12 protein-coding genes are annotated in these 12359 nt (G+C 64.0%); 7 read left to right on the plus strand and 5 right to left on the minus strand.

Features of this window, described 5'->3' with window-relative positions:
* Positions 1–152 precede the first annotated feature (152 nt).
* From NZK81_RS18680 to NZK81_RS18690, 3 genes are all read left to right on the plus strand, one after another.
* Complete coding sequence (locus NZK81_RS18680) at positions 153–1793, plus strand: M28 family metallopeptidase (RefSeq protein ID WP_260047660.1); 1641 nt, start codon at positions 153–155, stop codon at positions 1791–1793.
* Positions 1790–2773, plus strand: coding sequence for an agmatine deiminase family protein (locus tag NZK81_RS18685; RefSeq protein WP_260047609.1), 984 nt, complete (start codon positions 1790–1792; stop codon positions 2771–2773). The genes NZK81_RS18680 and NZK81_RS18685 overlap by 4 nt, the downstream gene beginning before the upstream one ends.
* 91 nt (positions 2774–2864) lie before the next feature.
* Positions 2865–3707 (plus strand): MT-A70 family methyltransferase, encoded by an 843-nt coding sequence (locus tag NZK81_RS18690; RefSeq protein ID WP_260047610.1) that lies wholly within the window; start codon positions 2865–2867, stop codon positions 3705–3707.
* 1 nt (position 3708) lies between these two features.
* On the opposite strand, the gene NZK81_RS18695 is transcribed toward NZK81_RS18690, so the two are convergent.
* Complete coding sequence (locus tag NZK81_RS18695) at positions 3709–4410, minus strand: BglII/BstYI family type II restriction endonuclease (protein WP_260047611.1); 702 nt, start codon at positions 4408–4410, stop codon at positions 3709–3711.
* A gap of 192 nt (positions 4411–4602) precedes the next feature.
* On the opposite strand from NZK81_RS18695, the gene NZK81_RS18700 reads away from it, so the two are divergent.
* Complete coding sequence (locus NZK81_RS18700) at positions 4603–4731, plus strand: hypothetical protein (protein ID WP_260047612.1); 129 nt, start codon at positions 4603–4605, stop codon at positions 4729–4731.
* Positions 4732–5020: 289 nt separating this feature from the next.
* Here the strand turns inward: NZK81_RS18700 and NZK81_RS18705 are convergent, their stop codons facing one another.
* A complete protein-coding gene (locus NZK81_RS18705) occupies positions 5021–6349 on the minus strand; it encodes an amidohydrolase family protein (RefSeq protein WP_260047613.1) in 1329 nt (442 codons plus the stop codon).
* Positions 6350–6541: 192 nt separating this feature from the next.
* Positions 6542–7258 (minus strand): tRNA (guanine(46)-N(7))-methyltransferase TrmB, encoded by a 717-nt coding sequence (trmB, locus tag NZK81_RS18710; protein WP_260047614.1) that lies wholly within the window; start codon positions 7256–7258, stop codon positions 6542–6544.
* A 162-nt stretch (positions 7259–7420) separates the two neighbouring features.
* Here trmB and NZK81_RS18715 point away from each other — a divergent pair, with 162 nt between their 5' ends.
* Entirely contained in the window at positions 7421–7801 is a 381-nt protein-coding gene (locus NZK81_RS18715) for a CidA/LrgA family protein (RefSeq protein WP_260047615.1), read from the plus strand.
* On the plus strand, positions 7798–8490 hold the full coding sequence (locus NZK81_RS18720) for an LrgB family protein (protein WP_260047616.1): 693 nt from the start codon (positions 7798–7800) through the stop codon (positions 8488–8490). The genes NZK81_RS18715 and NZK81_RS18720 overlap by 4 nt, the downstream gene beginning before the upstream one ends.
* Before the next feature lie 75 nt (positions 8491–8565).
* On the opposite strand, the gene ctrA is transcribed toward NZK81_RS18720, so the two are convergent.
* Entirely contained in the window at positions 8566–9261 is a 696-nt protein-coding gene (gene ctrA / locus NZK81_RS18725) for a response regulator transcription factor CtrA (protein WP_260047617.1), read from the minus strand.
* Positions 9262–9526: 265 nt separating this feature from the next.
* Complete coding sequence (locus tag NZK81_RS18730; protein ID WP_260047618.1) at positions 9527–10909, minus strand: putative O-glycosylation ligase, exosortase A system-associated; 1383 nt, start codon at positions 10907–10909, stop codon at positions 9527–9529.
* A 177-nt stretch (positions 10910–11086) separates the two neighbouring features.
* On the opposite strand from NZK81_RS18730, the gene NZK81_RS18735 reads away from it, so the two are divergent.
* Entirely contained in the window at positions 11087–12328 is a 1242-nt protein-coding gene (locus tag NZK81_RS18735; protein ID WP_260047619.1) for a TIGR04063 family PEP-CTERM/XrtA system glycosyltransferase, read from the plus strand.
* The last annotated feature ends 31 nt before the right edge of the window (positions 12329–12359 follow it).

Here is a 12359-nt window from a genome sequence, read left to right on the forward strand (position 1 = left end):
GGCAAGTGGCCCTGCTTGTGCATCGCGGCGCCGTCTGGCACCTCTCCGCCTCCCCCCAAGGCAATCAAGAGGTCGCAGCCTTGAAAAAGTCCACGTTGATCCTGTCCGCACTGGCGCTGAGCGCCTGTAGCGCCGCTTATGCCGGTCCCGAAATGCCCAAGGGCACCGCGCTGCCACCGCCGCAGGAAAGCCCGGCCGAAGCCAAGCCGGACATCTCGGTCGACCTCATGAAGCAGATGACCAAGCGCCTCTCCGCCGACGATTTCGAGGGCCGCGCGCCGAGCACCGCGGTGGAGCCCAAGGTGCTCGACTACATCGTCTCGCAGTTCAAGGCGGCCGGGCTCCAGCCGGGCAACAACGGCAAGTGGCTCCAGCCGGTGCCCACGGTGGAGATCATCGGCAGCAACTACACCCCGCTCACCGTATCGGGCCCCGCCGCGCAGATGTCCTTCGGCTTCGGCGACCAGTACGTCGCCGCCAGCTACCGCGTCGTACCGCACACGCAGGTCACGGACAGCGAGCTGGTCTTCGTCGGCTACGGCATCAACGCGCCCGAGCTGGGCTGGAACGACTATGCCGGCGTGGACATGAAGGGGAAGACCGCGGTCATCCTCGTCAACGACCCCGACTATGCGAACGAGACCGAGGACGGCCTCTTCAAGGGCCGCCGCATGACCTATTACGGCCGCTGGACCTACAAGTTCGAGGAAGCCGCAAGGCAGGGCGCCAGCGCCGCGCTCATCATCCACGACACTTTCCCCGCCGCCTATGGCTGGAACGTCGTCAATTCGAGCTGGACCGGCGCGCAGTACTATGTGCAGACCCCCGATGACGGCGCCGACCAGACCGCCGCGAACGGCTGGGTGCAGAAGCCCGTCGCCGAAGCGATCCTGAAAGCGGCCGGCAAGGACCTCGCCACGCTGACCGAAGCGGCCAGGCACAAGGGCTTCAAGCCGGTGCCGCTGGGCCTCAAGGCCAGCTTCGGCTTCGACAACGCCATCCGCAAGTCGACCTCGAACAACGTCGTCGGCGTGTTGCCCGGCAAGACCCGCCCGGACGAATACGTGCTCTATTCGGGCCACTGGGATCACCTCGGCCACTGCACGCCCGACGATACCGGCGATGACATCTGCAACGGCGCGGTCGACAACGCCACCGGCGTCGCCGCGCTGGCGGCCATCGCCAAGGCCAATGTCGAGGCCGGCGCGACGGACCGCAGCCAGGTGTTCCTTGCCGTGACGCTGGAGGAATCGGGCCTGCTCGGCTCCGAATACTACGCCGCCAACCCGATCTATCCGCTCGACCACACGGTGGGCGGGGTGAACATGGACGCGCTGATGCCCGCGCCGCGTTCGCGTTCCTACGCGATGACCGGCGGCGACAAGTCCGACCTCACCTCGATCTTCCGCGACGCGCTGGCCGACCAGGGCCTGACCGAAGTGCCCGAGGACCACAGCGAGCGCGGCTACTACTACCGCTCGGACCACTTCTCGATGGCCAAGCGCGGCGTGCCGATGTTCGACGTTGGCCGCAGCACCGACCTGTTCGAGGGCGGCAAGGAAGCCGGCGACAAGATCGGCGAGGACTACACCGCCCACCACTACCACGCCCCCAGCGACGAATATTCGGACGACTGGAACTGGGACGGGATTGTCGAGGACGCGGGCCTCTACTACGCGCTCGGCCGCGCGCTCGCCGATTCGGACTTCTGGCCGAACTGGCACGAGGGCGACGAATTCCGCGCGATCCGCGACAAGGCCTGCGCCGCGGCAACAGGAGGCTGCCACAAGTGACCTATACCCTGCCGCCCGAATGGCACGCGCAGGACTGGATCTGGATCGGCTTCCCGCATGACCCGGTCGAATGGCCGGGCTTCCTGGAAGCCGCCCAGGTGCAGATGGCGCAATTTGCCAGCGCGGTTGCCGAGACCGGCCAGGACGTGCGCCTGATCGTGCGCGACGAGGCGAACCGGGCGCGGGCGGCATCGCTTGTCTCGGAAAAGGTCACGCTGGAAGTGCGCCGCTACGGCGACGTCTGGCTGCGCGACACCGGCCCGCTCGTCGTCATGGACGAGGCGGGCCGGCGCAAGGCCATGCGCTTCGGCTTCAACGGCTGGGGCGGCAAGTACCTGATGGACGGCGATCAGGAGATCGGCGCGAAACTGGCCGAAAGCGCCGACCTCGCGGTGGAAACGGCGGACTGGATTCTCGAAGGCGGCGCGCTCGACGGCGACGGCACCGGCCTCGTCGTCACCACCGAGCAGTGCCTGCTCAACCCCAACCGCAACCCGCACCTCACCCGCGCCGACCTCGAAATGCGCCTCCAGCGCGATCTCGGCTACACCCGCGTGCTGTGGCTGGGCGAGGGCCTCATCAACGACCACACCGACGGCCACGTCGACAACCTCGCCCGCTTCGTCGCCCCCAATGTGCTCGCCCTGCCCACCGCCACCGGCGCGGACGATCCCAACGCCGCGATCTACGCCGACGCGAAAGCGCGCGCCGAGGCCATGGGCGTAACCGTACGCGAAGTCCCCTCCCCCGGCCGGGTGGAGACCGATGGTCGGATCGAACCGGCGAGCTACATGAACTTCGCGATCACCTCGAAACTGGTGGTGGTCCCCATCTACGGCACCCGCCACGACCAGGACGGCGTCGCCGCCATCGCCGAGCTGTTCCCGGACCGCAAGACGGTGGGCGTGATGGCCGATGCCGTGCTGGCCGGCGGCGGCTCGTTCCATTGTTCGAGCCAGCAGATGCCCTCGCGAGGGTGAGGGAGAGCGCATAGCGTCGTTCCCCAAATCACAACGAATTTTCTACAAAAAGATCTTTTCAAAGATCTTTTTTAGCTCTAGCGTGATCACCATGAACGTCCAGCAGATCGAACCGCTCCGCCCTGAATTGGAACCCGCACCTCTACCTCAAGTGGTTGGTGGCTTCTCTACTGTACTAGCTGATCCGCCTTGGCGATTTTCAAACCGTACGGGAAAGGTCGCCCCAGAGCATCGACGGCTTGACCGTTATTCAACCATGTCGCTCGAAGCGATCAAGGAACTCCCTCTCAAGGACGTGACAGCCAAGAATGCGCACCTCTACCTGTGGGTACCCAACGCCCTCTTGCCCGATGGGCTCGACGTCATGTCTGCTTGGGGCTTCCGTTACGTCTCGAACATCATCTGGGCCAAGCGCCGCAAGGATGGCGGACCGGACGGCCGGGGCGTGGGCTTCTACTTTCGGAACGTGACCGAAATCCTCCTCTTTGGCGTCAAAGGATCGATGCGGACGCTCTCGCCTGGACGCTCACAGGTTAACATGATTGAGACGAGGAAGCGGGAGCATTCACGAAAGCCAGATGAGCAGTATGGCCTGATCGAGAGCTGCTCTCCCGGGCCGTACCTCGAACTGTTCGCGCGTCATCCCCGGTCGAAGTGGACGCTATGGGGTGATGAATCTGCGGACGATCACGAACCGCGCGGGAAGGCCCATAAAGGTTACTCGGGCGGTGAAATCCTGCCACCGCTGCGCGCGAATGAACATCTCCAACCCGACGTGGCCGTGGCTCTCGGTGCTGAATTGAAAAGCCGGTATGAGGCCGGAAGCAGTGTGCGCGAAATCTCAGACGAAACTGGGTACTCGATTCAGCGCGTGCGTTCATTGCTAGCCGGGGCCGACACCTCGATGCGCCCGAGGGGGCGGAGAGGAAGTTGATCTAGCTGTACAACTCGCCATTCCAGGTGCTCTCGTTGGCCGCCACAATCAGGACCGGACAAGACCCCATCACGCCCCGGCGCATACGCATTTGGGCTTTGTCGAAGGCAGTCACTGTCGAGGTCGTCAGGTCAATCGGCAATTTTGCGACGCGCTCCTCTTCCGGAAGCGTCTCCTGATAGTCGCCCCATATCCGCCTGGCCAAGGCGAGCAACGCCAGCCGGTCCTTTGTGATGATAACGCCAGCTGAGATGATGCCAGCATCGAACCAAGAGCGGTAGGACGCCAGATCGCGGTCGAGATTGCCGTCCTTCGCATTCCACTCCACGTCCAGCACGATGCGGTTCTTGAAGTTGTCAACGAGGTAGCCCTCCTGCCTGATTACAGGCAGCTCGCCCACTTGATTGCCGTCCTTGTCAAGGAGAAGGCCGCGCGTCTCAAGGTCAAGTCGAGTCTCCCGCCAACCGCGTTTCCCAAACTCATCGTCGATCTGTTCCGCAATGTCGCCCCGGTTCCCTCCAGCCTTCAACCAGTACTTCGGATCAAGCCGGTAGGTCTCGAGCACCTCGACAATGTCTGTCCATTCGTTCGGGCAGACAGCCTTCATCACCGCTGCGGCCGAATTGCTTTCCATGTAGGCCCAGTGGTCCCGAGCAAGTGCGGGAAGAATGGTTGGGTCATCGTAGCTGAATGTCTCGTACATTATTCAACCATGATGACATTTCCACCAACTATCAATGCTTCGGCTACTTTGTGCTGCACTCAGGCATACACAACGTAGGGACTCACCAGCCGACTGAATGCCCTATATGGAGTGCGAAGCCGACATTCGGACTTCATTCGGCTTCCTCCGCCTTAACCCTTTCGCAACCCCCTCGGACGCATCCTTACGGCCATGGCCAAAGTCATCGCCCTTGCCAGTCACAGCACAGCGCGCTTGCAGCACCTTGACCTGCTGCGCTCGCTCGTCGTTGCCGGTTGCGCCATGGCGCTGATCCTCGCGAAGGCGCCGCTGCCGTTCTGAGCGGCCGGGCAAAGCCCCGCCATTTTCCTACATAGGCCGAACCTGTCACACTGCGTGCGGCATCCGATTGCCTGCGCTCCTTGAACAGTCCGGTTTCCCCTTTCTGGCGGCATGAAGTTCTTCACGCTTCAAGCCGCTGTAAAACCGCAGTTTCCCTGAAACTTGCACAGCGCCGATGCGGACGAACTTCGTGAAGTTCCCGTGCTGGCGCGATGCAAAGGAAAACGCCGCGCGAAGGTTTCCCCCGCGCGGCGCTCCCTGAACCCGGCAAAAGCCGTGTCGTGCCCTATCAGGCCATTTCGCGTTCCTTGGCCCGCTTTTCGGCGTGGGCCTTGAACATCTCCATGACGTCGCCCGAGGTGACCGGGCGCGTCTCGTTGGTCGGGACCGCGCCGCCCGAGGACTTGGGCGCGGTGTCGACGCCCTTGGCCGCGGCCTTGGCGTGGAGCGCGCCGACGTTGATGTCCTCGCGCTTGTAGTTCTCGAACAGCGCGTCATGCTTGAGCCACTTGATCGCGTTCTTGTGGGTGATCATGTCGATGTACTCGTCCGACAGATCCTTCACCTGCTCCCACAGCAGTTCCGCGGCATCGGGCCACAGCGCGTCGGAGTGCGGGTAGTCGACTTCGTAGGTGACGTTTTCGACGCCCACTTCGTCGAGGTTCTTCAGGCCATAGGGATCCCACAGGAAGCAGTGGCAGAAATGGCGCTTCATCAGTTCGCTGGGCTTGATGTCCTGGAAGCGCGAGCGGGTCCAGGCCTTGTGGCGCCAGTTCGAGAAGTCCGCGCGTTCCATCAGGTAGGGCACCCAGCCGATCGAGCCTTCGGAGACGATAATGCGCATGTTCGGGTACTGGTGGAGTTCTTCGAGCTGCAGCCAGTCGGCCACGCCCTGCGCCACCGACATCGGCATCGTCGAGATCCACGCCTCGATCGGCGTTTCCATCGAGGCATGCGGCGCCGGGTTGCCCGAACCGATGTGGCAGGCGATCGTCATGTCGTTGTCGGTGATCGCCTTGAATACCGGGTCCCAGTAGTCGTTGTGGATCGACGGCAGGCCCTGAACGGTCGGGTTCTCGTTCATCGAGACGACGTTGAAGCCCTTCCTGGCGAGACGGTTCACCTCGTCCACGGTGGCCTGCTGGTCCCATGTCGGCAGGATGCCGATCGGGATGAAGCGGCCCGGATAGGCCATGCACCATTCGTCGTAGTGCCAGTCGTTGTAGGCCTGCATGTGGCGCAGCGCGAGCTTCTTGTCGGGCGCCTTGTGGAAGGTCTGGCCGTCGAAGCCGATCGAGTTGCCGAAGCACATCGAGGCGGCAACGCCGTTCACGTCCATGTCGTCGATGCGGGCATGGACGTCGTAGCAGCCGTCGCGAAGCTGATCGAGCGAGGTCGGCTCCATGCCGTATTCCTCGAATGGGCGGCCAACGACGGCGTTCAGGCCGACCGACGGGCGGATATACCCCTGGTATTCCCAGTAGTTCTTGCCATCGCCATCGACCTTGAGCTTGGGCGCGGACGCGAGAAGGTCTCCCGAAAGCTGGTTGTCGAACAGCGTGGGGGGCTCGCAGATGTGATCGTCGGTGCTGATCACCACCATGTCGTCTTTTTGCATTTCCAACTCCCTCGTATCCAGATGAGCGCGGGTGATTCCCGCCATCGTGTGGCTCCATCTTCGCCGAGAGCGGTCTGCTGCCATTGACTCGCATCAATCGTTTCAAGTGATCGTATACGACCGCCACGGCGAAGGCCGTGCGAGAGGGAGATTCAGGATGTTTGGACGTGAGGCAGGCGGCCGCCCGCGGCGCTACTTGCGGCGGTAGCGGAAGTACCAGACTTCGTGGCCGTATACCGTGCGCGCCTTGGTCTCGTAGCGGGTTTCGGGCCAGCCACCGGGGCGGTTCTGGAAGTCGGCGGGCTTTTCGCATAGCCACTCGAACTGGTGGGTATGGCGCTGCATCACCATCAGCGCGTGACGCACGTAGACCGGGTGGTCGGTGCCGAACCGGAATTCACCGCCGGGCTTGAGCTTGGCTGCGAACATGTCGACCGGGCCGTCGTTCATCATCCGCCGCTTGGCGTGACGGGCCTTGGGCCAGGGATCGGGATGGAGGAGGTAGAGGAACGAAAGCGCGCCGTCGGGAATCCGCGCCAGCACTTCCAGCGCATCGCCGTGGTGGATGCGCACATTGCCGATCGGCGGGTGCTGGCCGTTGTCGCCGCTGACATGGACCAGCGCCTGGGCGACACCGTTGATGAAGGGTTCGGCGCCGATGAAGCCGTGGTCGGGCAGCATGTCGGCGCGCTGCGCCATGTGCTCGCCGCCGCCGAAGCCGATCTCGAAATGTAGCGCACAGGGCCGGCCGAACAGGCGCTCGGCGGTAACCGCGCCTTCCTCGGGGACGGCGATCCTGGGCAACAGGTTGTCGACCAGCGCCTGCTGCCCCGCACGCAGGGGCTTGCCCTTGGCGCGGCCATAGAGGCGGTTGAGAGTCGTCGGATCGCCGGATTTGTGTGCCGTCATGGCGCGGCGCACTGACAGGCAAGCGCGTTCGGGTCAATGGAGAGCCATATTTCGCTCCGAGACGCGAAAGACATCCCGGCTTGCAAAAAGGACCATTGCCAGATCGCCGCAAGATGCGTTGTAGGCTGCACGAACCCTTCGCGGACCAAGGCCACACCGAATATGCTGCGCGCCATTTTCCTGCTGCTCGCCTGCCAGCTTGCGGGCGAAACGATCCACCGGCTGGCCGGGCTGGCCCTCCCGGGCGCCGTCATCGGCATGGTCTTCCTTGTCGGCTGGCTGGCGCTCGTTCCTCGTGAGCGGCCGACGCTGACGGCCGTTACCGGGTGGCTGACGGCCCATCTCGCGGTGATGTTCGTGCCTGCCGCCGTAGGCCTGGTCGACGAAGGCAAGGCGCTTTCCGGCGATGGCGTGGGGCTGGTCGTCGCGACGATCTGCTCGACCCTGCTGACGATGGTCGTCACCGCGCTGGTCTTCCGTTGGGCCCTGCACCGCTTCGCCCCGCCCGCGCAGCCGGCGGAAGCCGGGGAGCCTGCCGCATGACCGGACTGCTGGCGACCTCTCTGTTCTGGCTGGCCGTGACGCTCGGCGTATTCGAAGCTGCCGACACGGTCTCGAAACGCTCCGGTCGGCACCCGCTGTGTCATCCGGTCCTGTGGTCGACGCCGGTCCTGATCGGGCTGCTGCTATGGACCGGCACGCCCTATGCGACATATCGCGATGCCACTTTTCCGCTGAGTTTCCTGCTCGGTCCGGCTGTTGTCGGCCTTGCCGTGCCGATCTGGGCGGAGCGCGCGCGCATCCGACGCCTTGCGATCCCGATCGCGCTGGCCCTGACCGCGGGAGCCGTCACCTCGATCGTCAGTGCCGTGGGTATTCTCTCCCTGTTCGGGGCTCCGCGCGAGGTTCTGGCGTCGATCGCGCCGCGCGCCGCGACCACGCCGGTGGCCATGGCGGTGGCCAGCCAGCTCGGCGGCATACCGGCCCTTGCCGCGGTCATCGTACTGTTTGCCGGCGTGTTCGGCGCAATGTGCGCGACACCGCTGCTCAACCTGCTCAAGGTCCGCGACTATCGCGCACGAGGATTCGCCGTCGGCGTGGCCGCTCACGGCATCGGTTCGGCCCGCGCCTTCCAAGTCGATCCGACGGCCGGTGCGCTGGCGAGCCTGGGCATGGCACTCAACGCGGTCATGACCGCAGCGCTGCTTTCACTGCTGGCGATTTTCCTCTGAGCGGCACCCCGAAACGACAACGGCCTACCCTCCCGGGCAGGCCATCTCGTTCCCCAGCGAGGGAATGAACGGAAATCAGGCCGCTTCGGCAGCCTCGTCCGGATCGCGCAGCACGTAACCGCGACCCCAGACGGTCTCGATGTAGTTCGCACCGCCGCAGGCATGCGCGAGCTTCTTGCGCAGCTTGCAGATGAACACGTCGATGATCTTCAGTTCCGGCTCGTCCATCCCGCCATAGAGGTGGTTGAGGAACATTTCCTTGGTCAGCGTGGTGCCCTTGCGCAGCGAAAGCAGCTCGAGCATCGCATACTCCTTGCCGGTCAGGTGCACGCGGGCACCATCGACCTCGACCGTCTTGGCGTCGAGGTTGACGATCAGCTTGCCGGTGCGGATGACCGACTGCGAATGGCCCTTCGAACGGCGCACGACCGCATGGATACGGGCGATCAGCTCTTCGCGGTGGAACGGCTTGGTCACGTAGTCGTCGGCGCCGAAACCGAACGAGCGGACCTTGCTGTCCATTTCCGAAATGCCCGAGAGGATCAGGACCGGCGTCTGTACCTTGGCGACGCGCAGTTTCTTGAGGACGTCGTAGCCGTGCATGTCCGGCAGATTAAGGTCCAGGAGAATGATGTCGTAGTCGTACAGCTTCCCGAGATCGAGGCCTTCTTCGCCAAGATCCGTCGAATAGACATTAAAGCCTTCGCCCGTCAGCATGAGCTCGATAGCCCGGGCCGTGGTCGGTTCGTCTTCGATCAGCAGCACTCGCATGGGTGTCCCCCTTTGCCCCGTTTTGTCCGCGGACGCTAACTTCGTCTAAACGGACATTGCCGTGAATTAACCATATGACCAATGAAGGTTAAAGGTTAATTTGCCGTAAACGCAGAAACATGTCCGCGCTTTTTCGAAATACCCGGACGACGCCGGATTTTTGTGCCGCACCGTGGACCGGCGCCATTTCCTGAAACGGCCGCAAACGAGAAAGGTTAAGGAACCGCAACGAATAATAACGGATGATAATGCCGATCCCGCCCGGTCAAGCGGTGGGCACGGCATTGGCAACCGGCTGCACCCGCATCTGGCGCGGCACCTTGCGACCTGTCTTCCGGCGTGGCAGGTCGATCCGCTTGAGATAGCTCCACAACCCGCACTGCAGGCCGTTGAGCATCAGGATGAACGGCTGGAACGCGATGCCGACGAACAGCGAGCCGACCAGATACACGACCTGCGCGAGCTGCAGCGCATTGGCCATCGGTGCCGCCCAAGCCTCGTCCGGGCCCTTGCGGTCCTTCCAGCGGCGGCGGATGGCTTCCATCTGCAGCAGGCCCGACATCTGCAATGCCAGCCAGAGCGCGAGGCCGGGATAGCCCTGCTCGCCCAGCATCTCGAAATAGCTCGAATGGTAGGCGCGCCCCTTTTCGACTACGGGCGTCGCCTCGACGACGGTGCTGCCGCCGGTCGTCTTGGCGACATAGGTGTCGTATCGCACCACGGCGCTCTGGTAAGCATAGAAGCCGCCGCCGAAGGGGTGCTGCTTGGCGTATTCCCAGGTCCACTTCCACATCGCGAGACGCGTGCTGGCCGACTGGTCCGCACGGTGATCCTCGATCGTGTCCATCCGCTTCATGAAGGACTGTGGCAGGAAGGGAACCGCAATGACAGCGACCAGCGCCATGGCGCCGGCGATCAGGAACCGGTGCTTCGCCGTCCTGAGATAGAGCACGCAGAGAATCACCAGACAGACAAGACCCGTGCGCGCCTGCGTGCCGACAGGGATCAACGCGCACGCGAAGACAAGCGCCGCCGTGAACGTCCAGACCCGCCAGTCACTAGGGAATATCGTTCCATACTTCGCCAGCCAGATAGCGACCGGAATGATGGAAATGGCGACGGCCGATATGATCGACCCTTCGAAGAGACCGCTGTTGCTGTCGACGAAGATCCGCAGCGTGCCATAACCGCTGCCGCCAGCCACGGTCTTGATGCCGCCGTCGATGATCAGCGCGCTCGCTGCCAGCACCATGACGAGCGCCACCGCCTCGATCCTGAGTCGCGTGCGCAAGGTCAGCGGCATGAAGATCGCAAAGAGCAGCGCCTTCCACACCCAGCCCCATTTTTCGGGCGCATCCGCGGGATAGACAGCGGTTATCGTGGTGAAGCCGCAATAAAGCAGCAGCAGCACCATGATTCCCTGCCGCAAGGTAAAGCGCGAATCCTCTTTGGGGTCGAACATCAGCCAGCCACAGAAGGCCGCCACGAACGCGATCAGCGAAACCGGCACCTGCGACAGAAATCCCCAGGTGATGACCTGCGGCTGGACGATGTCGATGTAAAGGTAGCACAGCAGCCACACGAACGGTCGCTTGAGCCCGGCCGCCAGCATGAAGAGAAAGAAGCCGGTGAAAGCCAGATTAAGCATCGGGCCCGGTCTCCGGACGTGTCTCGTCGGACAGATCGTCGCGCGCCATCAGCCGCCACACGGCAAGCGCGAGCAGCCCGTGGCTGATGGCAAGGGCGAGGATATCTACCATTGCGGCGGCGATAGCAGGGCCGGGTTGACGCGGCGTTAAGCCTTGCAGGCTACGTCTTGGCAATCATGACGCGCGTCCTCCACGTTCTCGACCATTCGCTGCCGATGCACAGCGGCTATACCTTCCGCACCCGTGCCATCCTGAAGGCGCAGCAGGCGCTGGGATACGACGTGCGCGGGATCACCGGCCTCCGGCATACTGCCGAAGGCCCGGCGGCCGAGGAGGCCGACGGCCTGCTGTTCCACCGCACCGCGGGAACTGCCGGCGGTCCGGTCGGCTATCGCGAATGGCGCGAGATAGGCCTGTTCACGCAAGGGATCGACCGCGTCGTCCGGGATTGGCGGCCCGATATCCTCCACGCCCACTCCCCGGCCCTGTGTGGGCAGGCGGCCCTGCGCGTGGCGCGCCGCCATGGCATTCCGCTGGTCTATGAAATCCGCGCTTTCTGGGAAGATGCCGCCGTCGGCAACGGCACCGGCAGCGAAGGCTCGCTCAAGTACCGGCTGACGCGCAAGCTGGAGAGCCATGTCGTGCGCGAAGCCGATGCGATGGTGACGATCTGCGAGGGCCTGCGGCGGGATCTGATCGCGCGCGGCACGCCGGAAGACAAGATCACGGTCATGCCCAACGGCGTCGACCTGGCATTGTTCGGCCAGCCGCCCGAACGCGATGCCGCGCTCGGACGCGAACTGGGTTTCGAAATCGATGGCCGAGCCTGCCCGGTAATCGGCTTCATCGGCAGCTTCTACGACTATGAAGGCCTCGACATCCTGGTCGAAGCCATGCCCGGACTGGTCGCCAGCCAGCCCGACGCCCGGCTGCTGCTGGTCGGGGGCGGTCCCATGGAAGCCGCACTGCGGGCCCAGGCCGAGGCCTCGCCGGCGGCCGACGCGATCCGCTTCATCGGCCGCGTGCCGCATCACCAGGTCGATCGCTACTACGCGCTGTGCGACGTGATGGCCTATCCCCGCAAGCGCAGCCGGCTGACCGACCTCGTCACGCCGCTGAAGCCGCTGGAGGCCATGGCCCAGGGCAAGCTCGTTGCCGCCAGCGACGTGGGCGGACACCGCGAACTGATCGACGACGGCGTGACCGGAACCCTGTTCGCACCCGACGATGCCGCCGCCTGCGCCGCCGCGCTCGCCGGCCTGCTGGAGCGGCGCGACCTGTGGGATGGTTACCGCCGCGCTGGACGGGAACACGTAGAAAAACGCCACGACTGGGCTGTGAACGCCCGCCGTTATCAGGACGTTTACCAAATGCTGTCACGAATCGCGGCTCGAAGGGGACTTGGCGCCGCGGCATGATCGTGCGGCAGGCACCGTCCCCATGACAGAA

It is taken from the genome of Novosphingobium mangrovisedimenti, from assembly GCF_025153475.1.
Lineage (GTDB): Bacteria > Pseudomonadota > Alphaproteobacteria > Sphingomonadales > Sphingomonadaceae > Novosphingobium > Novosphingobium mangrovi_A.

Excerpts from the sequence above, each read along its gene's own strand:
- NZK81_RS18700 (WP_260047612.1), top strand. The coding sequence starts at position 4,603 with ATGGCCAAAGTCATCGCCCTTGCCAGTCACAGCACAGCGCGCTTGCAG.
- trmB (WP_260047614.1), bottom strand. The coding sequence starts at position 7,258 with ATGACGGCACACAAATCCGGCGATCCGACGACTCTCAACCGCCTCTAT.
- NZK81_RS18705 (WP_260047613.1), bottom strand. The coding sequence starts at position 6,349 with ATGCAAAAAGACGACATGGTGGTGATCAGCACCGACGATCACATCTGC.
- NZK81_RS18715 (WP_260047615.1), top strand. The coding sequence starts at position 7,421 with ATGCTGCGCGCCATTTTCCTGCTGCTCGCCTGCCAGCTTGCGGGCGAA.
- NZK81_RS18720 (WP_260047616.1), top strand. The coding sequence starts at position 7,798 with ATGACCGGACTGCTGGCGACCTCTCTGTTCTGGCTGGCCGTGACGCTC.
- NZK81_RS18690 (WP_260047610.1), top strand. The coding sequence starts at position 2,865 with ATGAACGTCCAGCAGATCGAACCGCTCCGCCCTGAATTGGAACCCGCA.
- NZK81_RS18730 (WP_260047618.1), bottom strand. The coding sequence starts at position 10,909 with ATGCTTAATCTGGCTTTCACCGGCTTCTTTCTCTTCATGCTGGCGGCC.
- NZK81_RS18735 (WP_260047619.1), top strand. The coding sequence starts at position 11,087 with ATGACGCGCGTCCTCCACGTTCTCGACCATTCGCTGCCGATGCACAGC.
- NZK81_RS18680 (WP_260047660.1), top strand. The coding sequence starts at position 153 with ATGCCCAAGGGCACCGCGCTGCCACCGCCGCAGGAAAGCCCGGCCGAA.
- NZK81_RS18695 (WP_260047611.1), bottom strand. The coding sequence starts at position 4,410 with ATGTACGAGACATTCAGCTACGATGACCCAACCATTCTTCCCGCACTT.
- ctrA (WP_260047617.1), bottom strand. The coding sequence starts at position 9,261 with ATGCGAGTGCTGCTGATCGAAGACGAACCGACCACGGCCCGGGCTATC.